Source organism: Nocardioides flavus (ex Wang et al. 2016) (assembly GCF_014653115.1).
Taxonomy (GTDB): Bacteria; Actinomycetota; Actinomycetes; order Propionibacteriales; family Nocardioidaceae; genus Nocardioides; species Nocardioides flavus.
The window spans coordinates 81,693-106,202 of record NZ_BNAD01000003.1 but is presented as its reverse complement, the minus strand read 5'-3'; the positions used below and the strand labels follow the sequence as shown (position 1 = coordinate 106,202).

At 71.9% G+C, this 24,510-nt stretch carries 24 protein-coding genes; 16 read left to right on the top strand and 8 right to left on the bottom strand.

The window, feature by feature from the left end:
• Positions 1–2 precede the first annotated feature (2 nt).
• Entirely contained in the window at positions 3–1,229 is a 1,227-nt protein-coding gene (locus tag IE200_RS07445) for a winged helix-turn-helix domain-containing protein (protein ID WP_191278767.1), read from the top strand.
• Positions 1,230–1,244: 15 nt separating this feature from the next.
• Positions 1,245–4,085: a preprotein translocase subunit SecA gene (gene secA, locus IE200_RS07440; RefSeq protein ID WP_191278766.1), complete on the top strand. Its 2,841-nt coding sequence runs from the start codon at positions 1,245–1,247 to the stop codon at positions 4,083–4,085.
• 74 nt (positions 4,086–4,159) lie between these two features.
• Here the strand turns inward: secA and IE200_RS07435 are convergent, their stop codons facing one another.
• Positions 4,160–4,678, bottom strand: a complete 519-nt coding sequence (locus IE200_RS07435) for an Rv3235 family protein (RefSeq protein ID WP_191278765.1) — start codon at positions 4,676–4,678, stop codon at positions 4,160–4,162.
• Positions 4,678–5,370, bottom strand: coding sequence for a LysM peptidoglycan-binding domain-containing protein (locus IE200_RS07430; RefSeq protein ID WP_229856254.1), 693 nt, complete (start codon positions 5,368–5,370; stop codon positions 4,678–4,680). Before IE200_RS07430 ends, IE200_RS07435 begins: the two co-directional genes overlap by 1 nt.
• A gap of 122 nt (positions 5,371–5,492) precedes the next feature.
• On the opposite strand from IE200_RS07430, the gene IE200_RS07425 reads away from it, so the two are divergent.
• Positions 5,493–6,029, top strand: coding sequence for a hypothetical protein (locus tag IE200_RS07425; RefSeq protein ID WP_191278764.1), 537 nt, complete (start codon positions 5,493–5,495; stop codon positions 6,027–6,029).
• Between the two features lie 21 nt (positions 6,030–6,050).
• Here IE200_RS07425 and IE200_RS07420 read toward each other — a convergent pair whose 3' ends face one another.
• From IE200_RS07420 to IE200_RS07405, 4 genes are read right to left on the bottom strand one after another with little or no spacing between them, the layout of a single operon-like run.
• A complete protein-coding gene (locus IE200_RS07420) occupies positions 6,051–6,380 on the bottom strand; it encodes a sec-independent translocase (protein WP_191278763.1) in 330 nt (109 codons plus the stop codon).
• A gap of 34 nt (positions 6,381–6,414) precedes the next feature.
• Positions 6,415–7,575, bottom strand: coding sequence for an Mrp/NBP35 family ATP-binding protein (locus IE200_RS07415; protein WP_191278762.1), 1,161 nt, complete (start codon positions 7,573–7,575; stop codon positions 6,415–6,417).
• Between the two features lie 31 nt (positions 7,576–7,606).
• Positions 7,607–8,119 carry a DUF1003 domain-containing protein gene (locus tag IE200_RS07410; RefSeq protein WP_191278761.1) on the bottom strand — a complete coding sequence of 171 codons (513 nt, stop codon included), beginning with the start codon at positions 8,117–8,119 and terminating at the stop codon, positions 7,607–7,609.
• Complete coding sequence (locus IE200_RS07405) at positions 8,116–9,399, bottom strand: magnesium transporter MgtE N-terminal domain-containing protein (protein ID WP_191278760.1); 1,284 nt, start codon at positions 9,397–9,399, stop codon at positions 8,116–8,118. The genes IE200_RS07410 and IE200_RS07405 overlap by 4 nt, the downstream gene beginning before the upstream one ends.
• A gap of 198 nt (positions 9,400–9,597) precedes the next feature.
• On the opposite strand from IE200_RS07405, the gene IE200_RS07400 reads away from it, so the two are divergent.
• From IE200_RS07400 to IE200_RS07375, 6 genes are all read left to right on the top strand, one after another.
• Positions 9,598–11,520, top strand: a complete 1,923-nt coding sequence (locus IE200_RS07400) for an endonuclease/exonuclease/phosphatase family protein (RefSeq protein ID WP_191278759.1) — start codon at positions 9,598–9,600, stop codon at positions 11,518–11,520.
• Between the two features lie 122 nt (positions 11,521–11,642).
• The gene (locus tag IE200_RS07395; RefSeq protein WP_191278758.1) at positions 11,643–12,779 is read left to right on the top strand and encodes an endonuclease/exonuclease/phosphatase family protein; all 1,137 of its coding nucleotides are present in this window, start codon (positions 11,643–11,645) and stop codon (positions 12,777–12,779) included.
• A gap of 64 nt (positions 12,780–12,843) precedes the next feature.
• Positions 12,844–14,409: a class I SAM-dependent methyltransferase gene (locus IE200_RS07390; RefSeq protein WP_191278757.1), complete on the top strand. Its 1,566-nt coding sequence runs from the start codon at positions 12,844–12,846 to the stop codon at positions 14,407–14,409.
• A 13-nt stretch (positions 14,410–14,422) separates the two neighbouring features.
• On the top strand, positions 14,423–14,647 hold the full coding sequence (locus IE200_RS07385; RefSeq protein ID WP_191278756.1) for a DUF6752 domain-containing protein: 225 nt from the start codon (positions 14,423–14,425) through the stop codon (positions 14,645–14,647).
• A 35-nt stretch (positions 14,648–14,682) separates the two neighbouring features.
• On the top strand, positions 14,683–15,714 hold the full coding sequence (locus tag IE200_RS07380) for a hypothetical protein (protein WP_191278755.1): 1,032 nt from the start codon (positions 14,683–14,685) through the stop codon (positions 15,712–15,714).
• Positions 15,715–15,748: 34 nt separating this feature from the next.
• Positions 15,749–17,194 carry a phospholipase D-like domain-containing protein gene (locus IE200_RS07375; RefSeq protein WP_191278754.1) on the top strand — a complete coding sequence of 482 codons (1,446 nt, stop codon included), beginning with the start codon at positions 15,749–15,751 and terminating at the stop codon, positions 17,192–17,194.
• Between the two features lie 10 nt (positions 17,195–17,204).
• On the opposite strand, the gene IE200_RS07370 is transcribed toward IE200_RS07375, so the two are convergent.
• A complete protein-coding gene (locus IE200_RS07370) occupies positions 17,205–17,828 on the bottom strand; it encodes a hypothetical protein (RefSeq protein ID WP_191278753.1) in 624 nt (207 codons plus the stop codon).
• Between the two features lie 148 nt (positions 17,829–17,976).
• Here IE200_RS07370 and IE200_RS07365 point away from each other — a divergent pair, with 148 nt between their 5' ends.
• Positions 17,977–19,173 carry an acyl-CoA dehydrogenase family protein gene (locus tag IE200_RS07365; RefSeq protein WP_191278752.1) on the top strand — a complete coding sequence of 399 codons (1,197 nt, stop codon included), beginning with the start codon at positions 17,977–17,979 and terminating at the stop codon, positions 19,171–19,173.
• Positions 19,170–20,210 (top strand): MaoC family dehydratase, encoded by a 1,041-nt coding sequence (locus IE200_RS07360; protein ID WP_191278751.1) that lies wholly within the window; start codon positions 19,170–19,172, stop codon positions 20,208–20,210. Before IE200_RS07365 ends, IE200_RS07360 begins: the two co-directional genes overlap by 4 nt.
• Here the strand turns inward: IE200_RS07360 and IE200_RS07355 are convergent.
• On the bottom strand, positions 20,186–21,280 hold the full coding sequence (locus IE200_RS07355) for a hypothetical protein (RefSeq protein ID WP_191278750.1): 1,095 nt from the start codon (positions 21,278–21,280) through the stop codon (positions 20,186–20,188). The two genes, IE200_RS07360 and IE200_RS07355, sit on opposite strands and share 25 nt — an antisense overlap.
• A gap of 37 nt (positions 21,281–21,317) precedes the next feature.
• On the opposite strand from IE200_RS07355, the gene IE200_RS07350 reads away from it, so the two are divergent.
• The 5 genes from IE200_RS07350 to IE200_RS07330 all read left to right on the top strand — a co-directional run bounded on the left by IE200_RS07350 (position 21,318) and on the right by IE200_RS07330 (position 24,386).
• Positions 21,318–22,130, top strand: coding sequence for a class I SAM-dependent methyltransferase (locus IE200_RS07350; protein WP_191278749.1), 813 nt, complete (start codon positions 21,318–21,320; stop codon positions 22,128–22,130).
• A 72-nt stretch (positions 22,131–22,202) separates the two neighbouring features.
• Positions 22,203–22,388 (top strand): DUF5302 family protein, encoded by a 186-nt coding sequence (locus tag IE200_RS07345; RefSeq protein ID WP_191278748.1) that lies wholly within the window; start codon positions 22,203–22,205, stop codon positions 22,386–22,388.
• 46 nt (positions 22,389–22,434) lie between these two features.
• Positions 22,435–23,004, top strand: a complete 570-nt coding sequence (locus IE200_RS07340; RefSeq protein WP_191278747.1) for a histidine phosphatase family protein — start codon at positions 22,435–22,437, stop codon at positions 23,002–23,004.
• A 1-nt stretch (position 23,005) separates the two neighbouring features.
• Entirely contained in the window at positions 23,006–23,851 is an 846-nt protein-coding gene (locus IE200_RS07335; RefSeq protein ID WP_191278746.1) for a PHP domain-containing protein, read from the top strand.
• The gene (locus IE200_RS07330) at positions 23,844–24,386 is read left to right on the top strand and encodes a P-loop NTPase family protein (RefSeq protein ID WP_191278745.1); all 543 of its coding nucleotides are present in this window, start codon (positions 23,844–23,846) and stop codon (positions 24,384–24,386) included. Before IE200_RS07335 ends, IE200_RS07330 begins: the two co-directional genes overlap by 8 nt.
• Positions 24,387–24,510: the final 124 nt, after the last annotated feature.

Sequence of the window (24,510 nt, the reverse complement as noted above, 5' to 3'; positions counted from 1 at the left end):
CGGTGGACCGGCTCACCCGCCTCAAGGCCCGCCGCATCGCGCTGGCCGCCCAGGGCTTCACCGACCGCGCGCACGCGACGCCCTCGCTGAGGACGCTGGAGCGGACCGTCGGGCGAACGGGCGTGCTCCAGGTCGACTCGGTCAACGTCCTCCAGCGCGCCCACTACATGCCGCTCTACTCGCGGATGGGCCCCTACGACGTCGACCTGCTCCAGCGGGCGGCGTCGTCGACCGGACGCCGCGAGCGCCTGCTCGTCGAGTACTGGGCGCACGTGCAGGCGTTCATGCCGGTCGGGCTGTGGCCGCTGATGCGGCACCGGATGGAGAAGTACCGCGCCGAGCGCGGCAAGTGGGGCTTCGCCGCCGACGCGGCCCTCGAGCCGCGGGTGCGCGACGCGGTGCGCGACCGCGGGCCGGTCACCGCGCGCGACCTCGAGGCCGAGCTCAGCACCGGCCCCCGGACGAGGGAGCACTGGGGCTGGAACTGGTCGGAGGCCCGCAAGGTCCTCGACTACCTCTACCTCGTCGGCGACGTCGCCATCGCCGGGCGCACCAGCCAGTTCGAGGTGGTCTACGACCTGCCCGAGCGGGTGCTGCCCGCCGCGGTCCTCGACGCCCCGACGCCCACGCCCCAGGAGGCGGTCACCGAGCTCGTACGCCTCGCCGCGCGCTCCCACGGCGTCGCCAGCCTCGCCTGCCTCGCCGACTACTACCGGCTGCGGCTCCAGCCCACGCCGGGCGAGGCGAGCGCGACGGTCGCCGTCGAGCAGCTCGTCGAGGAGGGGGAGCTCGTCCCGGTCACGGTGCAGGGGTGGCGGCGCCGGGCCTACCTGCACCGCGACGCCCGGCTGCCCCGTCGGGTCGCGGCCCGCACGCTGCTCAGCCCGTTCGACCCGGTGGTGTGGGAGCGTGCCCGGGCCGAGGCGCTGTTCGGCTTCTCCTACCGGATCGAGATCTACGTGCCGAAGGAGAAGCGCCTCCACGGCTACTACGTGCTGCCGTTCCTCCTGGGAGACCGGATCGTGGCGCGCGTCGACCTCAAGGCCGACCGCGGGGCCCGGGTGCTGCTCGTACCCGGCGCGTACGCGGAGGAGGACGCCCCAGCCGAGACGGCCGAGGAGCTGGCCGCGGAGCTGTGGCGGCTGGCCGGCTGGCTGGGGCTGGACGACGTCGTCGTGGGCGTCAAGGGCGACCTGTCGACGGCATTGGGTGCAGCGTTGGCGCGGTAGGTACAGTTACCACTCGTGCCTGCCATCATCGACAAGCTCCTCCGCATCGGCGAGGGCAAGATCCTCCGTGAGCTCGAAGCCGTCTCCAAGGCCGTCAACGCCATCGAGGACGACTTCGTCAAGATGAGCGACGACGAGCTCCGCGCGATGACCGCCGAGTTCCGTGAGCGCCTCGCCAACGGTGAGACCCTCGACGACATCATGCCCGAGGCCTTCGCCACGGTGCGCGAGGCCAGCAAGCGCGTGCTCGGCATGCGGCCCTTCGACGTGCAGGTGATGGGCGCGGCGGCGCTCCACCTCGGCAACATCGCCGAGATGAAGACCGGTGAGGGCAAGACCCTCGTCGCGGTCCTCCCGTCCTACCTCAACGCCCTCGAGGGCAAGGGCGTGCACGTCGTCACGGTCAACGACTACCTCGCGAAGTTCCAGTCCGAGCAGATGGGCCGCGTGCACCACTTCCTCGGCCTGACCACCGGCGTGATCCTGCCGCAGATGCGCCCGGCCGAGCGCCGCGAGGCCTACGCCTGCGACATCACCTACGGCACCAACAACGAGCTCGGCTTCGACTACCTGCGCGACAACATGGCCGACACCGTCGCCGAGTGCGTGCAGCGCGGCCACAACTTCGCCATCGTCGACGAGGTCGACTCGATCCTGATCGACGAGGCCCGCACCCCGCTGATCATCAGCGGCCCGACCCAGGACGAGGTCAAGTGGTACGCCGAGTTCGCCAAGGTGGCGCGCTCGATGGTCCGCGACACCGACTACGAGGTCGACGAGAAGAAGCGCACGATCTCCGTCCTCGAGCCCGGCATCACCAAGGTCGAGGACCACCTCGGCATCGAGAACCTCTACGACTCGGTCAACACCCCGCTGATCTCCTTCCTCAACAACTCCATCAAGGCCAAGGAGCTGTTCCGCAAGGACAAGGAGTACGTCGTCATGGACGGCGAGGTGCTCATCGTCGACGAGCACACCGGCCGCATCCTGGCCGGTCGCCGCTACAACGACGGCCTGCACCAGGCGATCGAGGCCAAGGAGGGCGTGACCGTCCGCGAGGAGTACCAGACCCTCGCCACGATCACCCTGCAGAACTACTTCCGCCTCTACGACAAGCTCTCCGGCATGACCGGCACGGCGATGACCGAGGCCTCGGAGTTCGACAAGATCTACAAGCTCGGCGTGGTCCCGATCCCGACCAACCGGCCGATGCAGCGCATCGACAACGTCGACCTCGTCTACCGCACCGAGGAGGCGAAGTACGAGGCGGTCGCCGACGACATCGCCGAGCGCCACGAGAAGGGCCAGCCGATCCTCATCGGCACGGTCTCGGTCGAGAAGTCCGAGTACCTCTCCAACCTGCTCAAGAAGCGCGGTATCCCGCACACCGTCCTCAACGCCAAGCAGCACGCCGACGAGGCCAAGGTCGTCGCGCTCGCCGGCCACAAGGGCGCGGTCACGGTCGCCACCAACATGGCCGGCCGAGGAACCGACATCATGCTCGGTGGCTCCGTCGACTTCCTCGCCGACCAGGAGCTGCGCAAGCAGGGCCTCGACCCGGTCGAGGCGCCGGAGGAGTACGACGCGGCCTGGCCCGCGATGGTCGAGCGCATCAAGGCGCAGGTCGCTGCCGAGCACGACGAGGTCCGGGAGCTGGGCGGCCTCTACGTCGTCGGCACCGAGCGCCACGAGTCGCGCCGCATCGACAACCAGCTGCGCGGTCGCTCCGGGCGTCAGGGCGACCCGGGGGAGTCCCGGTTCTACCTGTCGCTGCAGGACGAGATGATGCGCCTGTTCAAGTCGGAGTGGGTGGACCGCATCCTCACCGTGCTCAAGGTCCCCGACGACGTGCCGATCGACGCCAAGCGGGTCAGCAACGCCATCGCCGGCGCGCAGGCCAACATCGAGTCGCAGAACTTCGAGTCGCGCAAGAACGTCCTCAAGTACGACGACGTGATGAGCCGCCAGCGCGAGGTCATCTACGCCGAGCGACGCCGCGTGCTCGAGGGCGCCGACCTCGGCGAGCAGATCCGCGGCTTCCTCGACGACGTCATCGCCGGCTACGTCCGCGGTGCGACCGAGGGCTACGCCGAGGAGTGGGACCTCGACGGCCTGTTCACCGCGCTCAACCAGCTCTACCCGGTCGGCCTCACCAAGGACGCCGTGGTCAAGGAGGCCGGCGGCCTCGAGGGCCTGACCCGCGAGAAGCTCGTCGAGGACCTCCAGCGCGACGTGCAGGAGGCGTACGACCGCCGCGAGGACGAGATGGGCGAGGAGGTGCAGCGCGAGCTCGAGCGCCGAGTCGTGCTCTCGGTCCTCGACCGCAAGTGGCGCGAGCACCTCTACGAGATGGACTACCTCCGCGAGGGCATCTACCTGCGTGCCTACTCCCAGCGCGACCCGCTCGTGGAGTACCAGCGCGAGGGCTTCGACATGTTCGCCGCGATGATGGACGGCATCAAGGAGGAGTCGGTCGGCTTCCTGTTCAACCTCCAGGTCGAGGTCGAGGAGGAGGACGGCGAGGGCCCCGAGGGTGAGGAGGCCGAGCAGGTCCCGGCCGCGGTCGCGCCCCAGGTCTCCGCGGCCACCCCGCAGATCGACTTCGCCCAGGCGCAGGCCCACGCGCCGACCATCCGTGCCAAGGGCCTGGACAGGCCTAAGCGCCCCCAGAACCTGTCCTACAGCGCGCCCTCGGAGGACGGTGAGGCCGAGGTCCACGCGGCGCCGGCCGCGGAGGACGACCCGTTCGCGGGCGTCGGGCGCAACTCGCTGTGCCCCTGCGGGTCGGGCCAGAAGTTCAAGCGCTGCCACGGTGCGCCGGGCGGCGCGACCGGCCGCGCGACCATGGGCGGATAGCACCCCACGACGTTCTTCTCCTCCGCTGCGCTCCCCCGAACAACGCCGCGGGGACCCCGCTTGCCTCAGTCGGCCTATCCGAACTGGATCGCGACGCACTGCCAGCGGTCGCGCACGACCTCGAAGCGTGCCGCGACCGCGCGCGAGCGCCGGCCGTACCGCACGTGCGCGCTCGCCTCGACCGCGTCGCGGCGGATGAGCGCGGTGCGCACTCCCACCACGACGGGGCGGGCGGGGTTGGGTCCTCGCACGTGACCGGGCGTGGCGCCACCGGCCGAGCTCACCGTGCGCGCCCGCTCGGTGAGCTGGTCGTAGACCTCGGGCACGGCGTGCCGGAGGACCTGCGTGACCGGCCGGTCGCCGGCGCCGATCTCGACCACCGCCTGCAGGAACCGGCCGACGAACGCGTCGACGTGCTCGCGCGCCGCATGCTCGAGGGCGACCAGGTCAGTGGTCCGGGCGCTGCGCAGGCGGGGTCGCGGGGGAGCCGTGCGAGGGGTGAGGTCGAGGGCGAGCGAGCCCTGGACGCTCGCCACGGGGGCGCGCGGTCGCAGGACGACGACCTGGGCCTCTGCGGTGTCGGGTGTGCTCATCATCGTTCTCCGTCCTCGTGGGTGCGGGTGCGTGGGGTGTCGCCGGGCAGGACGAGCGCCTGCCCGGGGTGGATCAGGTCGGGGTCGGCGCCGACGACGCCCCGGTTGGCGGCCCAGATCTCGCGCCAGCGCAGACCGATGTCGTCGCGGTCGCCCGGGTGGGCCCGGGCGATGGACCACAGCGAGTCGCCGGCGCGCACGACGTAGGTCGCCGGCGAGGTGGGGGGAGACGGTGACGTGGACGCCGGCGTGGGGGTCGGGGCGTGGGTCAGGTCGGGGGTCGAGGTGGCTGCTGCCGGGGCGACCGCGCGGTCGGGGAGGCCCAGGCCCGCCAAGCGCTCGAGCCCGCCACCGTCCTCGGCGTGGGCCGGCAGGGTGCCCCCGGTGACCACGACCGCCCCGCACGCCAGCAGCACGAGGCGACGGGTGGTGCCACCGCTGCCGGCACGGGCGGTGCCGGCGAGGACCTGCGTGACCGTCACCGTCGCGACCAGCCACACCCAGCCCAGGGCCGCGGCGAGCAGCAACGCGCACCCGGCGACCACGGCGTCGGCCGCGTCCGCGTGGCTGTCGCCGGCAGCAGCGAGGGCGAGCCATGCCGACGGAACCTCCCGGCTGCTCGCCAGCGCGGCGAGCGTGACCGTCAGCCAGACCACGATCGGACGTACGACACGCGTGTTCCCCCGAGACATCCGCATCCTTTCGTTTGCGTGCGTTTGCTTCATTCAACGAATGTTTGGCAGCGATGTCAAAGGTTTCTCCACAGCCTCACCACGCCGCTCGCGACTGCGTCGCGCGCGGCTAGGCTCGCGACATGTCCTGGGAGCACGAGCTGTTCGCGCTGTTCGACGACCTCGAGGGCCAGGCAACGGCCGCCTGGGAGGCCGATCGGGAGGCAGAGCTCGCCGACCGGGCCCGTGCCGAGTACGGCGCCGTCACCCTGGCCAGCCGGCTGATGGCCTCGCGTGGACAGGACGTGGCGCTGGACCTGCCCCACGTCGGTCGGCTGGACGGACGGCTCGCCCGGGTGGGGGAGGAGTGGTGCCTGCTCAGCGGGGCGCGGCAGGACTGGATCGTCCCGCTGCGTGCGGTGACCGGCGTGCACGGCGCCAGCGGGCGCTCGGTGCCGGAGGTCGCGTGGTCGCCGGTCGACCGCCTCGGCCTGCGTGCCGCGCTGAGGCGCCTGGCGGACGCCGGTGCCCGGTGCCTGCTGCACCTGGCCGACGGCTCTCGCCACGAGGCGTACGTGCGTCGCGTCGGCGCCGACTTCCTCGAGGCGCTCGATGCGGCCGGGAGCGAGCTGCTCGTGCCGTACGCCGGCCTGGTCGCCGTGCAGAGCCGCGAGGACTAGGCGGGCGAGGGTCAGCGGAGGTCAGGTGGCCTCGACGTCGTAGGGCGGGACCTGTCCCTCGGGCAGCGCCTTCTGCTTGGCGGTCCTGGCCTCCTCGCGCTCCACCTCGGCCATCGCCTCGGTGATGTGCTTGCGCACGACGGTGCGCGGGTCGAGGTCGCGCAGCTGGAGGTCGGCGTAGTCCGGGCCGAGCTCGCTGCGCAGCTCGTCACGCGCGGTGTGGGCCAGGCTGCGGGCACGGTGCAGCAGCTGCGCGGCCTGCCGGGCCAGCTCGGGAAGCCGGTCCGGACCGAGGACGACGACGGCCACGAGCGCGATCACGGCCAGCTCGAGCAGCCCGACGTCCCACATGTCCCAGAACCTACTGCCTCGCCGTGAACCGCGATCAGAACCTGTTGGAGGGCGTGAGGCCGAGCTGCATGCCGGCGAGGCCGCGGCCCCGACCCGAGAGGGCCTCGGCGATCCGGGTCAGCTCGCGGGCCGCCGGCGCGGACGGGTCCGCCTCGACGATCGGCTTGCCGACGTCGCCGCCCTCGCGCAGCGAGATGTCGAGGGGGACCTGTGCCAGGACGGGGACGTCGTAGCCGAAGCGCTCGGACAGCGTGCGGGCCACACGCTCGCCGCCGCCGCTGCCGAAGACCTCGAGGCGGTGGTCGTCCTCGGCCGGGCAGTGCGGGCACGGCAGGTAGCTCATGTTCTCCACGACGCCGACCACGCGCTGGTGCATCATCGAGGCCATCGTGCCGGCCCGCTCGGCGACCTCGGCCGCCGCCTCCTGCGGGGTCGTCACCACGACGACCTCGGCGCTGGGGAGGTGCTGTCCGAGGGAGATCGCGACGTCGCCGGTGCCCGGGGGGAGGTCGAGGAGGAGGGCGTCGAGGTCGCCCCAGTAGACGTCGGCGAGCATCTGCACCAGGGCCCGGTCGAGCATCGGGCCGCGCCAGGCCACGACCTGGTCACGACGCGGCTTGAGCATGCCGATCGAGATCACCGAGACCCCGCTGGGAGTGGGGACGGGCATGATCAGGTCGTCGACCTGGGTGGGCCGGGTGTCGGCGACGCCCAGCATCGCCGGCACCGAGTGGCCGTAGATGTCGGCGTCGACGATGCCGACCTTGAGCCCCTGCGAGGCGAGCGCGAGGGCGAGGTTGACCGTGACCGAGGACTTGCCGACGCCGCCCTTGCCGCTGGCGATGGCGTAGACCTTGGTCAGCGAGCCCGGCTGGGCGAAGGGGATCTCGCGCTGCGCGCGGCCGTCGCTGAGGATCTCCTTGAGCCCGGCGCGCTGCTCGGCGGTCATCACGCCGAGGGTGAGGTCGACCGAGGCCACGCCCGACACCGCGGTGACGGCGGCGGTGACGTCGCGGTTGATCGTGTCCTTGAGCGGGCAACCGGCCACCGTCAGCAGCACGTGGACCGCGACCGAGCCGTCGTCGGCGACCGCGACCGAGTCGACCATCCCCAGCTCCGTGATCGGGCGCTTGATCTCGGGGTCGTTGACGGTCGCCAGCGCGTCCATCACCTGCTGCTGCGTGGGGGTGCTCATGGGGGAGAAGTCTACGAGCCGCCCCGGCACGTCACGGTCCCGGCTCGTCCTCGGGCTCGCGGCGAGACAGGTCCTCGATGTCGCTCATCAGCCCGCGCAGCTCCGAGCGGAGGAAGTCGCGGGTCGCGACCTCGCCGACCGACATGCGCAGCGAGGCCACCTCGCGGGCCAGGAACTCCATGTCGGCATGGGCGCGCGCGTTGGCCTGGCGGTCCTGCTCCGCGATCACCTTGTCGCGCTGCTCCTGCCGGTTCTGGGCGAGCAGGATCAGGGGCGCGGCGTACGACGCCTGGAGGCTGAGCATCAGCGTCAGGAAGATGAAGGGGAACTCGTCGAAGCGCAGGTCGGCCGGCGCCAACGTGTTCCAGACCATCCAGGCGATGACGAAGAGCGTCATCCACATCAGGAACCGGGCCGTGCCCATGAACCGCGCGAACTGCTCGGCGAAGGTGCCGAACGCGTCGGCGTCGTAGGCCGGTCGCCGCACGAGCTGGCGACGCGTCTCCCGCGGCGTGTCCAGCCGGCTGCGCCGGTTGTCGCTCATCCGGCCCTCCCGGCGCTCGGTCCGCCATTGATCCGGCCCGGCCGCGGGGCGCGGTCCCGCCAGCCCTCGGGCAGCATGTGGTCGAGGAGGTCGTCGACGGTGACCGCACCGAGCAGCCGCCCCTCGTCGTCGACGACCGGGGCCGCGACCAGGTTGTAGGTCGCCAGGTGGGCCGCGACCTCGTCCATCGACGCGTCCGGGCGCAGCGGGTCCATCGACTCGTCGAGCGCGGCCGCGACGAGCGTCGACGGGGGCTCACGCAGCAGCCGCTGGATGTGGGCGGCGCCCAGGAGGCGGCCGGTGGGGGTCTCGAGCGGCTGGCGGCAGACATAGACGAGCGCGGCGAGGGACGGGGTGAGCTCCGGGTTCCTGACGTGGGCGAGCGCGTCGGCGATCGTGGCGTCGGGGGAGAGGATGACCGGCTCCGGCGTCATCATCGCGCCCGCGGTGTCGTCGTCGTACGACATGAGCCGGCGCACGTCCTCGGCCTCGTCGGGCTCCATCAGGCCCAGCAGGGTGGCGGCCGTCTCGGGGTTGAGGTCGGCGATCAGGTCCGCCGCGTCGTCGGCCGACATCTCCTCCAGCACGTCGGCCGCCCGCTCGGAGTCGAGGTGCTCGAGGATCTCGACCTGGTCCTCCTCGGGCAGCTCCTCCAGCACGTCGGCCAGGCGCTCGTCGTCGAGGGCCGCGACGACGGCCGTACGCCGCTCGCGCGGCAGGTCGTGGATCATGTTGGCCGCGTCGGCGGGCCGCATGTCGTTGAGGGCGGCGATGAGGTGGGTCGCGCCCTGCGCCGGCTCGTGCTCGGTCAGGCCGGTGACGTCGCGCCACTCCACGACGTGCGTCTGGCCGCGGCGGCGGAAGCCCTTGCTCGGCTCCTGCACCGCGACACGGGAGAGCACCCAGTCGCGGTTGCGGGCCTGCTCCATGGCGACGTCGTAGACGACGCCGGTGGTCCCCGACTCCTTGATCGTGACCGTCCGGTCCAGCATCTGACCCATCACCAGCGTCTCGGTCGAGCGCTGCACGAACCGGCGCATGTTGAGCAGGCCTGTCGTGTGCACCTGGCCGCTGTCGATGTTGGTGATGCGGGTCATCGGGACGAAGATGCGGCGTCGGCCGAAGACCTCGGCGACCATGCCGAGCACGCGCGGCTGGCTCGTCTCGGTGCGGATGGCGACGACCAGGTCGCGTACCTTGGCCACCTGGTCGCCCTGGGGGTCGAAGATCGGCAGCCCGACGATCCGGGCCACGAAGACGCGGGTCGGGGTGGTGCTCACGGCCGCAACGTTAGCGTGCCGGGGGCCTCGAGCGACGCGTACGAACCGCGGCCACGCCCGAAGGGTTGGTGTACGCTGACGTCGCACGAGTCACTTCTGTCACATCGACCGGGTCCGTGCCGATGCGTCCACGGCGCGTTGGGGGGCGCGGTCGAGTCACCTCGACGCCGCCACTTCCCCGACGACTGTGAGGCCCGCATGTCCGGCACGACCGCTTCCCCGCGCACCTTGGCGCGCCCGTCCCGCGCGGGGCTGCGCCGCCTGTGCGCCGCCGGTGCGACCCTCGCCCTGGCGCTCGTCCTCGCCCCGGCCGCGCCCGACGCGTCCGACGGATCGGCCGAGGCGGCAGCGCCGGTCGCGGCCCGCGCCGCCGACACGGTCCAGACGACCCCGGCCACCTCGTTCCGCGTGGCGAACTTCAACGTGCTCGGCGCCGACCACACGGCGCCCGGCGGCAACCGCAAGGGCTGGGACTCCGGCACGGTGCGGATGGACCGGGTCGTGACCCTGCTGAAGGAGAAGGGCCCCGACGTGGTCGGGTTCCAGGAGTTCCAGCCGCCGCAGGCGACCCGCTTCCAGCAGCTGATGGGCACCTCCTGGCAGACCTACCCCGGCCTCAACAACCCGGCCGGTCCGTCGGTCAACTCGATCGGGTGGAGCACCGCGGTGTGGACGCTCGTCGAGGCGCGCACCATCCCGATCCCCTACTTCGACGGCGTGCCGAGCCGGATGCCGGCCGTCCTCCTGCAGAACAACGGCACGGGTCGTCGCGTGTGGTTCTTCAACACCCACAACCCGGCCGACACCCGCGGTCCGGCCCAGCAGTGGCGCGACGCCGGCTTCGCGATGGAGGTCGCGCTCGCCAACGAGCTGCGCGCGGCGTACCCCGGCGTCCCCTTCATCTCGCTCGGTGACAAGAACGAGCGCGGCAGCGACTACTACTGCGTCGTCGCGCCCGGCGCCGACATGTGGTCGGCCAGCGGCGGCTACGTCGACGGCTCCACCTGCCAGCCCCCCGCAGGCGGTGCGATCGACTGGATCATGGGCACCAAGGACGTCTTCTTCAACGGTTACACCCGCGTGTGGAACGACTTCGTCTCCAAGACCAGTGACCACCCGCTCTACTACGCCAACGCCGTCATCCCGGCCTCGGCCCCCGCTGACGTCGACCACGTGGTCGTGGTCGCCGTGCCGGGCCTCACCTCCACGGTCGTGCGCGGCACCAGCGCACCCGGCGAGGCGGCCCGCATGCGCGACAACGGCGCGTCGACGACCAACGCCCGCACCGTCACCGAGAGCACCGAGGCCGACGCCAACCTGTTCTCCCTGCTGAGCGGTCGCCGGGTCTTCCCCAAGCGGGGCGGCCACGGCGTGGGCTCGGAGAAGTCCCTGCCCGCGACCGTGCACGACTCGGCCGGGCAGTACGTCTCGAGCGTCTTCGACCTCGCCCACAACCTCTCCAACCGCACGATGTTCTTCTCCAGCCGGCCCGCGACCCAGCTCGTGCTGCGCAGCTGGAACCGCAAGACGGGCGGCAAGGACCCGTACGGCGTCGACGACGGTCCCGCGAAGATCGACACCTTCAAGATCAAGAAGGACGACGCCACCGCGGTGAAGCTGTGGCGCGACCGGCTCGCCAAGCGGCCCGCCCGGCTGAGCGTCATCGAGCTGTCCGGCGTCCTCGAGGAGGGCCTCGACGGCGGCTTCCGTGGCCCCGCCTACCAGAAGGCGGTCCGCAAGGCGTTCCAGCGCGTCGCCGCCATCCGCCGCAGCATCCACCAGCAGCCCGAGATGGCCGGCCGCACCCTCCTCGTCGTCACCGGCACGGGCGGGGCGCAGAAGGCCAGGGGATCCTCGCGCACGTGGGCGCAGAGCTACCGCGTGCCGATGTGGGTCACGGGGCCCGGTGTCCCGGCCGGCAGCGACCTCTACGACCTCAACCCGTCGTTCACCTCGCCCGGCAAGCAGCAGGTGGGCTACTCGGGTGCGCAGCCGATCCGGGTGGGCGACCTGACCAACCTCGTGACCCGCACGCTGCGCCTGCCGCCGGTGCCGGGCTCGTCGATGGACCCCGAGCAGCGCTTCCAGGTCTTCGACCCCCTCCAGGTGCCGGGATCCTGATCGGTTGGTGCGGGACGGGCGTGCCCGGTTAGGCTGGGCCCTCCCGAGCCGCCCATGCCCCGCAGGGGGCCTGTGGAGCCGTCCGTCCGCGGCCGTCGGCTCACCTCCCGCAGAAGGTGGCCGTGAAGCACAAGGACCCTCCGACCACGAGCGGCCCGCGACGGTCGCGCGTGGAGCTGTGGGCGCCCGCGCTGGTGGTGGCGGTGGTCGCGGCTGTCGTGTGGGCGTCGTTCTTCTCCGACGCCGCCGTCCAGGACACCGCGAAGGACCGTGCCGGCGCCGTCCAGGAGGCGGCGCGGATCGGCGGGGGCGGTGACTCCGCGACGGACGCCGACGACGGCTCGGCGGACGGCTCGGCGGACGGCTCGGACGGTGGCGCCGCAGTGGGCGACGGCGCGGAGCCCGACCAGGTGGAGCCCGAGGAGCTCGAGGCGTCCGTACGCCGCTTCCGCGCCGCACAGCGCAAGCTCGCCGCCCGCGTCTCCCAGCGGCTCGCCGAGCGCACCCAGCCCTTCGAGTTCCGGGTCGCGACCTACAACGTGCTCGGCGACTCGCACACCGGCCCGGGCGGCAACAAGCCGGGATTCCCGGACGCCGGCCCGCGGATGGACATGATGATCGCGGACCTGCGCGGCAACGGCATCGACGTGGTCGGCTTCCAGGAGTTCGAGCAGAGCCAGTGGGCGATGTTCTCCTCGCGTGCCGGCGAGTACTCGCTCTACCCGGGCATGTCGCTGGGCAACAAGTCGGTCCGCTTCAACATCGCCTGGCGCTCGAGCGTGTGGCGCCTCGTCGAGGGGCGGTCCCTCTCGATCCCGTACGCCGGCGGAAGCCGCATCGCGATGCCGGTCGTCCTGCTGGAGTCCGTCAGCACCGGCCGCAGGGCCTGGTTCGCGAACTTCCACAACCCGGCCGACACGCCCAACCTCGGCAACAACGCGCGCTGGCGTGCGGAGGCGGCGAGCATCGAGGTCTCCTACCTGACCGAGCTCCACCAGTCGACGGGCCTCCCGGTCATCGCCACCGGCGACTACAACGAGCGCGAGGAGATCTTCTGCCGCTTCACCGCCGGCGGCGTGTTCTCCGCCGCAGCAGGGGGCAGCTCGGCGGGGGGCTGCGCCCCGCCCCCGCGGATGCAGGTCGACTGGATCTTCGGCTCGACCGGGGTCGCCTTCGCCGACTACGCGGTCATGGACACCGGCGTGGCCTCGGACCATGCGATGGTCCACGCCACCGCGACGCTGGCCGGGTCCGACTAGCCGGCCGGCACGGGGTCGAGCGGGCGCCGGGCCCGCGCCCGCGCCCATCGATATACTCCGCCGCGTGAGGTCCCTGAGCCAGTTGCGGCGTCCCGGCGCGCTGGACGTCCTCCAGGTCGACGCCAGCGGGATCCTCCTCGGCGCCGGACGCGAGCGGCTGGTCGACGTCGCGTTCGACGGACGCCGCATCTGGTCGTTCTGGGTGCTGCGCGACGGCGAGCAGGGCGAGGACGGCGTACGCCTGGCCTGGCCCAAGCCGCTGCGGCCCTTCCTCGACGGCGTCACCGACGTGACGATGACCGACCCGGCCTCCGACACCGTCCTGTTCTCGCGCACGGTGCAGTTCGGTGAGAGGTCCGAGCGGATCGAGGTCGTCAACGCGGCCGGCCGGCCGCTGGCGATCGACAAGTCGCTCAAGCTCGTGGAGACCTTCGACACCCGCGACGCCGCGCAGGTGGAGCCGCTGCTCGACGCCATCGACGAGGTGCTGGGCGCGCTGCGCGAGGTCGGGCTCGACGCCTTCCTGGCCTACGGCACCGCGCTCGGGGCGATCCGCGACGGCGGCCTCATCGGCCACGACAGCGACGCCGACCTGGGCTACGTCAGCACCTACGACCACCCGGTCGACGTGATCCGCGAGTCCTTCCGCATCCAGCGTGCCCTCACCGACATGGGCTACCGCGTGACGCGCTACTCGGCCATCGCGCTCAAGGTCCACGTCGAGGAGAGCGACGGCCTCGACCGCGGCCTCGACGTGTTCGGCGGCTTCATGCGCGACGGCGTCCTCTACCTCATGGGTGAGATCGCGGTGCCCTTCGAGCGCGAGTGGATCTACCCGCTCGGGACGGCCACCCTCGAGGGGCGCGAGTTCCCGGTGCCCGCCGACGCGGACAAGTTCCTCACCGCGACCTACGGACCGCGCTGGCGTGTTCCCGACCCGGCCTACAAGTTCACCACCCCGGCCAGCACCATCGAGCTCTTCAACGGCTGGTTCCGCGGGATGCGTACGGGGCGGGCCGGGTGGCACGCCTACCACAAGCGCACCGCACGCCAGCAGCCATCGGTGTCGGACGTCGCCCGCGAGGTGGCCGAGCGCCACCCGGACCTCGCCACCTACGTCGACATCGGGTGCGGGCGCGGCACCGACGTCGCGTGGTTCGCCGACCGTGGCGTGTCCGCCGTCGGCCTGGACTTCCAGCCCTACGCCTTCGAGGCCGAGGCGCAGCGGCGTGCCGACGACCCGCGCGTGACGTTCCAGCTCTTCAACCTGCTCGAGCTGCGCCACGTGCTCGCCGTCCCGGCGTGGATCGCCCGGATGCCGGGACCGCGTGCCGTGGGGTGCGTGCACGTCGTCGAGCGACTCGGCCACCGCGGCCGGATGAACCTGCTCCGTGCCGCGCGGATGGTGCTCGCGGGGACGACCGGCACCCTGCACCTGCAGTTCCTCAGCCAGAAGGGCCGCGACGGCTACGCTCGCCGGACCGGGGCCCGCAAGCCCCTCGACCCGGCGGTCGTGCTGGCCGAGGTGGCCGAGTCGGGCGGCCGGGTGCTCGAGGAGGTCCGCACCAGCGTCTCCTCCGAGCCGGGGAGCTCGCAGGTGTGCCGCATGATCATCGACTGGAACGCGTGAGGTGGGAGCAGACATGTTCGGACTCGGCAGCCGCTGGGGCAACCGGTCAGGTGTCGCCAGCGGCGACCTCGAGAGGCGGGTCGCGGCCCTCGAGGAGGCCGTCCGGGAGAACCGCGCCCTCAACGTGCGCCTGGCCGAGCTGACCGACGTCGTGACCGAGCTGCTGCTGCCGGTCGCTGCGCGGGACGAGGAGAAGCTGGAGGAGCTGCTCGGGAAGTACCGCGGGGACTTCTCTTGAGTCCAGGCTCCCGACAGGCGGGCGGGCCGCGGCGGGTGTTCCTCCACATCGGCCTGCCCAAGACCGGGACGACCTATCTCCAGCAGGTCGTGTGGGGCAATCGAGACCGGTTGCGTGCGGCCGGGCTGCACGTGCCCGGGTTCGGGCACCGCGAGCACCTGTGGGCCGCGCTCGACCTGCAGGAGCGGCCCCGGCTCGCCAAGCGGCACCCGGACGCGCCTGGCGCCTGGCAGCGGCTGGTCGACGAGGCGTCCGCGCAGGCGGGCGACGTCCTGATCACCCACGAGTTCTTCTGCGGGGCCTCGGCCGAGCAGGCCTCGCGTGCGATCGCGAGCTTCCCCGACGCGGAGGTGCACCTCGTCGTCACCGCCCGCGACGCGGCGAGCGTGGTCTCGGCCGGATGGCAGGAGTCGGTGAAGAACGGAGGCACGGTCGACCTCGACGCCGTCATGGCCGGCCAGCCGGCCGGCGGACCCGAGTTCAGCATGCGCACGTGGGACCTGGCCGGCGTGCTGGAGCGCTGGACGCCCGACCTGACCGGCGACCGGGTGCACGTCCTCGTGATGCCCGGCGCAGGCCAGGCACGGGACCTGCACTGGCGCCACTTCGCCGAGGTGCTCGGCCTCGACCCCGATGCGTACGCCGCGCCGGACGACGCGGTCAACCCGGCGCTGGGCATCGTCCAGATCGAGACCCTGCGGTTGGTCAACAAGCACCTGCCGCGCTACTCGGCACAGGAGCGAGGGGTCTGGATCCGGGGCTACCTCGCCGAGGACCTGCTCGCCCGGCAACCCCGCGAACGCGGCGGGCTGCCCGAGCAGCACCGCGCGCGGTTCGCCGAGCTCGACCGCGCCGCCGTCGACCTCGTCGTCGAGCGCGGCTTCCACGTCCTGGGTGACCTCTCCGACCTCGCGGGGGAGGGGGCGCTGCGGGGGGCCGGGCGCGAGCCCGACACGGTCACCGGCGAGGAGCTGCTCGAATCGGCCGCCCGCCTCGTCGCTGATATCGTGGCGGACGTCCGCGCGAGCACAGGTGATGTGCCGCCACGCCGTCGGGGGAATCTCTGATCCGGGCGCCACGGGGTGCCACGTAGGAGTTGTTGTGCGTTCCAAGTCCATTGCCCTTCTCGCCGCCCTCGGGCTGGCCGTCTCCCTGGCCGCGCCGGCCTCGGCAGCCACCGTGTCCGGCGCCGCGCCCAGCACGAGCCGGATCGCGAGCACCTCGGACGAGCCGGTGGCCTTCAGCGCGCGCAAGCCCGGCAAGCCCAACAAGAAGTGGAAGGTCCCCGTCGGGGCCAAGTTCAACAACCCGATGGTCCCCAAGGACCGCTTCGTCATCGAGCGCCACGTGCTGCGCGCGATCCGCAACACGCCCAAGGGCGAGAAGATCACCATCTCGGCCTACTCCCTCGACCGGCAGGTCTTCGCCGACGAGCTGATCCGGGCCAAGCGGCGCGGGGTCAAGGTGCAGGTCCTGCTCAACGACCACCTCGTGCCCAACGCGCAGGTGCGCATCCAGCGCGTGCTCGGCAACAACGTCAAGAAGAAGAGCTTCCTGAAGCGTTGTGTCTCCGGCTGCCGTGCCGACGAGAACGAGTACAACAACCTGCACAGCAAGTTCTACCTGTTCAGCCGCACCGGCCGGAACCGCAACGTCGTGATGCTCGGGTCCTACAACATGACCCTCAACGCCGTGCGCTGGCAGTGGAACGACCTCTGGACGACGGTCGGCAAGAAGACGCTCTACGACGAGTTCCAGACGCTCTTCCGCGACATGAAGCCCGACTGGGACAAGCGTCGCGCCACCTACAACTTCTGCGAGAACGGCCGCGACTGCCCGGCCGGGGACCAGCAGAAGTACTTCAGCACCGTCTTCCCCCGCTACACCACGTCGAGCAACGACGCCGTCCTCGACATCCTCAACAACATCCAGTGCGTCTACACCGACGCGACAGGCGTGCAGCGACGCACCCGCCTGGCGCTGTCGATGCACTCGATGCGCGGCAACCGCGGCAACTACATCGCGGCGAAGCTGCGCGACCTCTACGCCCAGGGCTGCGCCCTGCGGGTCAACTACGGCCTGATGGGCTTCCACACCAAGCAGCAGATCGGCGCGCCGACGGAGCGAGGCCGGGTGCCGCTGCGCTCCACCGGCTTCAACCTCAAGGACGACGTCCCGACCGGTGACCCCGAGATCGACAACATGCCGGAGAACATCGAGCGCTACACCCACCACAAGTACTTCGTGCTCAAGGGCTCCTACAAGGGCAACGTCGACAGCCACATCGTGTGGACCGGCTCGACCAACTGGTCCAGCCTCGGCACCCCGCAGGACGAGATCCTGTTCAGCATGCACGGGCGCGGTCTGGTGCGCGAGTACCTGAAGAACTTCAACCTGATGTGGAAGAAGCCCTACAGCCGCGACGCCTACACCACGACCTACTCGGAGTGGAAGATGGTCAACGGTCGACGCGTGGGCACCGACCCGGTCGTGACCATCGAGCCCGACGGCCTCCGCGGCGCCGGACCCACCTGGGAGAACGACTGAGCGGACCCGCTCAGCCCTCCTGCTCGGCGGCGTCCTCGGCCGGCAGGAGGGACTCGGCGAGGCTGCGCACGGTCGCGAGGTCCGGCCCCTGCAGCACCACCGTGCTGCCCTTGAGGTCGTAGGCCAGCACCGCCGCGCCCTCGTGGTCCCACGCCGACCACGCGCCCGTACCCCAGTCCGAGAGGTCGACGTCGTCGGCCGGGGTGAGGCCGGGCTGGTCGGCGAGCGCCTCGTCACTGGTGCCGGGGAGCTGGTCGAGGACCACGTCGCCGGTCGGCGCGGTGAACTCCATGCGCCACCACTGGGGGTCGCGCTGGTAGCCGCCGCCCACAGCGGTCCAGCCGTCCGGCAGGGCGCTCGGCACCATGGTGATCAGCTCGTCGTCGGTCGCCCGCAACGCCGCGCGCTCGTACGACGCGCGCACCGCCGGCTCGTCACCGAAGTCCACGGGCTCGACCGGCGGGGCGGTGGGCTCGGAGGACTCGGAGGAGGACTCCGAGGAGGACTCGGAGGAGGACTCCGACGAGGACGGGTCCACCCCGGTGTCCGGCGAGTCGGCCTCGTCCCCGCACCCGGCGGTGAGCAGGACGAGGGAGGCTCCGAGGGCTGGTCCGATCGCACGGGTGAGTCGCATGCACTCCAGTCTGTCACGCAGGCGCGTTCCTCACCGGCTGCGAGAGCCGCGCGTGTGACATCAGTCTCCGGTCGCGCCCCTGCCCAGGTGAACGGTCAGTAACTAGACTCCCGAGTCGTCGCACCCACGAGCGCACAGGAGCCACGACATGCCCCGCCTCTGCCAGACCGACGGCCTCTCCGAGGACCAGACCGAGATCCTCAAGGCCGTGCGCCAGTTCGTGGACGAGCAGATCATCCCGGTGGCGCAGGAGCTCGAGCACAACGACGAGTACCCGCAGGAGATCATCGACGGGCTCAAGGAGCTCGGGGTGTTCGGCCTGACGATCCCCGAGGAGTTCGGCGGGCTCGGCGAGTCGCTGCTGACCTACGCGCTGGTGGTCGAGGAGATCGCCCGCGGGTGGATGAGCGTCTCGGGCGTGATCAACACGCACTTCATCGTCGCCTACATGCTCGTCCAGCACGGCACGCAGGAGCAGAAGGAGAAGTACCTCCCGCGGATGGCGACCGGCGAGGTGCGCGGCGCCTTCTCGATGTCCGAGCCGGGGCTGGGCTCCGACGTGTCCGCGGTGTCGACCAAGGCCACCCGCGCCGACGACGGGTCCTACAGCATCACCGGGCAGAAGATGTGGCTGACCAACGGCGCCACCTCCACGCTCGTCGCGGTGCTCACCAAGACCGACGAGGGCGCCGACTCGGTCTACAAGAACATGACGACCTTCCTCGTGGAGAAGGAGGCCGGCTTCGGCGAGACCGCGCAGGGCGTCACCGTGCCCGGCAAGATCGACAAGATGGGCTACAAGGGCGTCGAGACGACCGAGCTCATCCTCGAGGACCACCGCATCGGCGCCGACCAGGTGCTCGGTGGCGAGCCCGGCAAGGGCTTCTTCCAGATGATGGACGGCGTCGAGGTCGGCCGCGTCAACGTCGCCGCCCGTGCGTGCGGCCTGGCCTGGCGCGGGTTCGAGCTCGGCATCGCCTACGCCCAGCAGCGCAAGACCTTCGGCAAGGCCATCGCCGAGCACCAGGCGGTGCTGTTCCGCCTCGCCGAGATGGCGACCAAGGTCGAGGTGGCGCACACGATGATGGTCAAGGCCGCTCGCCTCAAGGACACCGGCCAGCGCATGGACGTCGAGGCCGGCATGGCCAAGATGGTGGCCAGCGAGTACGCCAACGAGGTCGTCGAGGACTCCTTCCGCATCCACGGCGGCTACGGCTACTCCAAGGAGTACGAGATCGAGCGCCTCATGCGTGAGGTGAAGTTCATGCTGATCGGAGAGGGCACCTCCGACATCCAGAAGATGATCATCGGCCGCAGCCTGCTCAAGGACTACCAGCTGCGATGAGCGCCGCGAAGACCAACGCCGGCAACTTCTTCGAGGACTTCACCGTCGGGCAGGTGATCGAGCACGCCACCCCGCGCACGATCACGGAGGGCGACCGGGCCCTCTACGGCGCGATCTACCCGACGCGCTTCGCGGTCCCGTCGTCGGCGGAGTTCGCCGCGTCGGTGGGTCTGAGCCCGCACCCGGTCGAGGAGCTCATCGGGTTCCACGTCGCCTTCGGCAAGACCGTGCCGGACGTGTCGCTCAACGCGGTGGCCAACCTCGGCTACGCCGAGTGCCGGTTCCGCTCACCCGTCGTGCCCGGCGACACGCTGCGCACCCGCTCGGAGGTCATCGGCCTCAAGGAGAACTCCAACGGCCGCACCGGCGTGGTCTGGGTGCGCTCGACCGCCACCAACCAGCGCGAAGAGGTCGCGATCGACTGGGCGCGCTGGGTGATGGTCCACAAGCGCTCGGCCGACTCGCCCGCCCCGGAGACGGTGGTGCCGTCGCTGGCCGACGCCGTCGCCCCCGACGACCTCGTGGTGCCCGCCGGCCTCGACTTCACCGCGTACGACACGGCTGCGGCGGGGGAGCCCCACCGCCTCGGCGACTACGAGGTGGGGGAGCGCATCGACCACGTCGACGGCGTCACCCTCACCGACGCGGAGCACATGATGGCCACGCGCCTGTGGCAGAACACCGCCAAGGTGCACTTCAACACCGACGCCCGTCCCGACGGCCGACGACTGGTCTACGGCGGCCACGTCATCTCCCTGGCGCGCGCGCTGTCCTTCAACGGCCTCGCCAACGCCCAGCTCGTCGCAGCGATCAACGCCGGTGCGCACGTCGCCCCGGCCTTCGCCGGCGACACCGTGCATGCGTGGTCGGAGGTCCTCGACACCGCCGAGCTCGACGCCCCGGGTGTCGGCGCGCTGCGCCTGAGGCTGGTCGCCACCAGGGGTCGCGACGAGTCGACGACCCTGCGCGGCGAGGACGGGAAGTACGCCGACGGGGTGCTGCTCGACCTGGACTACTGGGCGCTCGTCCCGCGCTGAGCCCCGAAGCGGGCCAGCAGGTCGTCCCCGATCGCAGCGAGCGCGGCGTCGAGGGTCGCTGCCTCCGTGAGGCCCAGCCGCGTCATCACCACCCGCGCCGCCGTGAGCAGCTCGTCGTCGGTGGCGTCGTCCGGCGTACGTCCGGAGCGGGGGGCGGCGGGCAGCAGCTCGTCGAGGTCGCCGACCACGTCGTACGCACTGGCGCGCAGGTCGGCGACGAGCGCCTCGGAGCGCTCGCCCACCCAGCCGTGGTGCCGCGCAGGGAGGACGAACGACTCCCGGTCCGCCGAGCCGGACAGCGCCTCGGGCACGAAGGTCCCCTTCACGTGGCGGGTCAGCGCCGGCGTACGTCGGGGGCGCGGCACGCGCTCGTTGATGCGCCGCAGCAGCTCGGCCTCCACGAGGCCGAGGGAGTCGTTGGGGCGGCGGGCCGCGGTGTCGAGGCCGGTCACGTCGAGGCCGAGGACCGCGGACGTGCGCAGCCACAGCTCGTCGCGAGGCGCCCCGGACGGAGGGACGACCACGAGGTGGGCGCGGGGGCCGGGGAGGCCGGCGGACCATCGTCCGAGGACCGCCGCGACGTCCTGGTAGCGCCAGAACTTCTGGTCGCCCTCGCCGCGCCGGACCGTGGCGAGGAATCGACGGTAGGGCTGGCGCGCGCCCATCTTGACGCGCTGCTGCCACGCCGAGGGGAGCACCCGACCCAGGTCGCGGGCGGTCACCACGACGTGCACCTCGTCGGCGGCGCCGGCCAGGTCGGCCAGCGCGGCGGCCGCGGCGTCGGGCGGGGAGTCGGAGAAGTGCTCGTTGGTGATGAGCGCGTCACCGGGCCACGCGCTGGTGTCCTCCACGAGGCGGCTCCATGCGTCACGCTCGCGCTCGCGGAGCGTCTCGACGACCGCGGTCATGCCCTTGACGACCGCCGCCGCCGCGAAGTGGTCGCGACGCCGGCCGCCCGGCAGCAGCAGGCCGCGCTCGCGCAGCTCGTCGCGGTGCTGCCACCAGAGGTCCTGGAGGAAGGACGTGCCGGACTTCGCGGTGCCGACGTGGAGGAACACGCGGCGAGCCATGGCGGGGACCCTACTCCGGTGGCGGCAGACTCGCTCCGTGGCCTGGGACCCGGACTTCTTCTACGACACCTACCCGCGGCTCGAGGCCGCCTTCGCTGCGCGCCTCGACGAGAGCCTCGCCCCGCGCGACCCGTCGGTGCTGCTGCAGGTGGTGCGCGAGCTGGACCTGCCTCCCGACAGCCGTGCGGTCGACGTGGGGTGCGGGGAGGGGGCGTACGCCGTCCGGATCGCGACGCACTTCGGCTTCCGCGTGCTCGGCGTCGACCCGGTCCAGCGCCACCTCGACCTGGCCCGTACGGCGCGGCGCGACCTCGCGCCGGCCATCGCGGCACGCCTCGCCTTCGAGCGCGGCACGGCCACCCGCGTGCCGGTGCCCGATGCCTCGCTCGACCTGGTCTGGTGCCGCGACGTGTTGGTCCACGTCGAGCGTCCCCACGACGCGTACGCCGAGTTCGCCCGGGTGCTGCGTCGTGGCGGCCACGTCGTGGCCTACCAGGCGGTGGCGACCGACCTGCTCGCCCACGAGGAGGCGGACCGGCTCTTCGAGGTGATGGGGGTGGTGCCGTCGTCGACCGACGGTCGCCTGCTGGACGACGCGATCGCGAGCTCCGGGCTCGAGGTGGTCGCCACGGTCGACCTCGCCTCGGAGTGGGGAGAGTGGTCGCAGGAGCAGGAAGGCGCAGGCGGTCGCGCACTGCTCCACCTGGCGCGGCTGGCGCGCGAGCCGGAGCGTTACCGCGCCGAGTTCGGCGACGCGGCGTACGAGGTGATGCTCGGCGACTGCCGCTGGCGGCTCCACCTCATGACGGGCGGACTGCGCGGACGCGTCGACGTGCTGCGCCGGCCCTGATATCCCCTCGACCGCGCCCGGTCGCGTTTGGCAGGGTGGGCCACCCGACCGTCGTCGACCCAGGAGGACCTCATGGCTGATCAGGACCCCAACGCAGACATCAAGGCGAAGATGCGGGAGGCCCTCGATCGCAAGAAGGGTCACGACCACCCGGACGACCGTGCGGGCTCGCGCGAGAAGGCACACGGCTCGGAGGTCAACGACAAGAACGTCGCCAAGCCGATGCACCGGCGCAAGGCGGGCGGCGGCGGCGTCTGACTCCCGCCCGACCATCCACGGCCAGGGGCCGTGGCAGACTCGCCGCATGTCATCGGTCGCGGGTCCTGAGCTGTGGGTGGTCCGGCACGGGGAGACCGAGTGGAGTCGTGACGGCAAGCACACCTCGGCCACCGACCTGCCCCTCACCGACGTGGGAGAGGCAGCGGCGCGCGAGCTCGCCCCGCGACTGGGCGGGGTGGAGTTCGACCTCGTCCTGACCAGCCCGCGCCTGCGCGCGCGGCGTACGGCCGAGCTGGCGGGCTTCGCGGACGCGGAGGTCGACGACGACCTCGTCGAGTGGGGCTACGGCGACTACGAGGGGGTCACGACCGCCGAGATCCGCGAGAGCGTCCCGGGGTGGACGGTGTGGACCCACCCGACGCCCGGCGGCGAGACGGCCGAGGAGGTCGGTGCCCGGCTCGACCGCGTCGTTGCCCGCTCGCGCCGCCACCAGCGGGCGCTCGTCTTCGCGCACGGTCACTCACTGCGCGTCCTGACCGCGCGGTGGCTGCAGCAGTCCGTCGCGGAGGGCCGGTTCTTCCGCCTCGACACCTCGACCGTCTCGGTGCTCGGCTTCGAGCGCGAGCACCCCGCCCTGCTGCGGTGGAACAGCTGACGTGCGCATCGACCTCCACACCCACTCCTCGGCCAGCGACGGAACCGACACCCCCGGCGACCTCGTCCGTGAGGCCGCCCGGGCCGGGCTCGACGTCGTCGCGCTGACCGACCACGACGCGATGTCCGGGTGGGCCGAGGCGCAGCAGGTGGCCGATGAGGTGGGCATCACGCTCGTCCCCGGGCTGGAGATCAGCACGCGCTTCCGGCACCGCGGCGTCCACCTGCTCGCCTACCTCCCCGACCCGGCACACCCGCCGCTGGTCGCGGAGCTGGACCGGATCCTGGCGGGTCGCACCGCGCGTACGCCTGCGATCGTGGCGGCGCTGCGCGAGCACGGCATCGACATCAGCGAGGACGACGTACGCCGCGAGTCCGGCGGGTCGGTGGCGGCGGGTCGCCCGCACGTGGCGGACGCCCTCGTGCGCCGCGGCGTCGTCGCGGACCGCGGGGAGGCCTTCGCGACCCTGCTGAGCCCGGGGCAGCCGGGCTACGTCAACCGCTACGCCTCGGCGCTGGAGGAGATGGTCCCGCTCGTCGTCGCAGCCGGCGGCGTCGCGGTGCTGGCGCACCCGTGGGGACGCGGTAGCCGGGGCGTCCTCGACGCCGACGCCCTCGCCGGGCTCCAGGACCTCGGCCTCGCCGGGATCGAGGTCGACCACCAGGACCACTCCGCCGCCGACCGCGCCGAGCTGCGCGCGCTCGCCCGCGACCTCGACCTCGTCGTCACCGGCAGCAGCGACCACCACGGCCTCGGCAAGGTCGACCACGACCTCGGGGTGAACACGACCGAGCCGGAGCAGTACGAGCGGCTGGTGTCACTGGCGGGCAGGACGCCGGGTGGCTGAGCTCCCGGACCGGGTCCTCGTCTACGGCGTGACCGGGAGCGGCAAGAGCACCGGGGCCCTCGCGATCGGGGCCCGTACGGGTCTGCCCGTCACGCTGGTCGACGAGCTCACGTGGTTGCCGGGCTGGGTGCCGGTCGAGGAGGACGAGCAGCGCCGCATCATCGGCGAGATCACGGCAGGGGAGCGGTGGCTGCTCGACTCGTCGTACGGCGCGTGGCTGGTTCTGGTGCTCCCGCGCGCGCAGCTCGTCGTCGGGCTCGACTACCCGCGCTGGTTGTCGCTGGCCCGGCTGGTGCGGCGCACCGTGTCGGGCGCGGTCACGCGCGAGCCGCGGTGCAACGGCAACGTCGAGACCTGGCGTGGCGTCGTCGCGCGCGACTCGATCATCCGCTGGCACTTCCACTCGTTCGCCCGCAAGCGGGCCCGGATGCGGGCGTGGGCCGCCTCTCCCGAGGGACCGGAGGTCCTGATGTTCAGGCGGCCGCGCGAGCTGGAGGCGTGGCTGGCGACCCTGCAGCCCGCCGCCGACCGCTGAGACTGCCTGGGCGCGAGATCCACGATGTCCGTCCGCGAGGTCGACTCGCATCATGAAGGCAGTTCGCGTCCCGTGCGGCCGGGCTCACGCTCAGGCCAGCGCTCACGACGCTGAACTGCCTTCG

Bases quoted from the DNA above. Each gene is read 5' to 3' on its own strand.
- IE200_RS07435 (WP_191278765.1), bottom strand. From the start codon at position 4,678: ATGAGCACACCCGACACCGCAGAGGCCCAGGTCGTCGTCCTGCGACCG.
- IE200_RS07430 (WP_229856254.1), bottom strand. From the start codon at position 5,370: ATGTCTCGGGGGAACACGCGTGTCGTACGTCCGATCGTGGTCTGGCTG.
- IE200_RS07425 (WP_191278764.1), top strand. From the start codon at position 5,493: ATGTCCTGGGAGCACGAGCTGTTCGCGCTGTTCGACGACCTCGAGGGC.
- IE200_RS07420 (WP_191278763.1), bottom strand. From the start codon at position 6,380: ATGTGGGACGTCGGGCTGCTCGAGCTGGCCGTGATCGCGCTCGTGGCC.
- IE200_RS07415 (WP_191278762.1), bottom strand. From the start codon at position 7,575: ATGAGCACCCCCACGCAGCAGCAGGTGATGGACGCGCTGGCGACCGTC.
- IE200_RS07410 (WP_191278761.1), bottom strand. From the start codon at position 8,119: ATGAGCGACAACCGGCGCAGCCGGCTGGACACGCCGCGGGAGACGCGT.
- IE200_RS07400 (WP_191278759.1), top strand. From the start codon at position 9,598: ATGTCCGGCACGACCGCTTCCCCGCGCACCTTGGCGCGCCCGTCCCGC.
- IE200_RS07385 (WP_191278756.1), top strand. From the start codon at position 14,423: ATGTTCGGACTCGGCAGCCGCTGGGGCAACCGGTCAGGTGTCGCCAGC.
- IE200_RS07370 (WP_191278753.1), bottom strand. From the start codon at position 17,828: ATGCGACTCACCCGTGCGATCGGACCAGCCCTCGGAGCCTCCCTCGTC.
- IE200_RS07365 (WP_191278752.1), top strand. From the start codon at position 17,977: ATGCCCCGCCTCTGCCAGACCGACGGCCTCTCCGAGGACCAGACCGAG.
- IE200_RS07360 (WP_191278751.1), top strand. From the start codon at position 19,170: ATGAGCGCCGCGAAGACCAACGCCGGCAACTTCTTCGAGGACTTCACC.
- IE200_RS07355 (WP_191278750.1), bottom strand. From the start codon at position 21,280: ATGGCTCGCCGCGTGTTCCTCCACGTCGGCACCGCGAAGTCCGGCACG.
- IE200_RS07345 (WP_191278748.1), top strand. From the start codon at position 22,203: ATGGCTGATCAGGACCCCAACGCAGACATCAAGGCGAAGATGCGGGAG.
- IE200_RS07340 (WP_191278747.1), top strand. From the start codon at position 22,435: ATGTCATCGGTCGCGGGTCCTGAGCTGTGGGTGGTCCGGCACGGGGAG.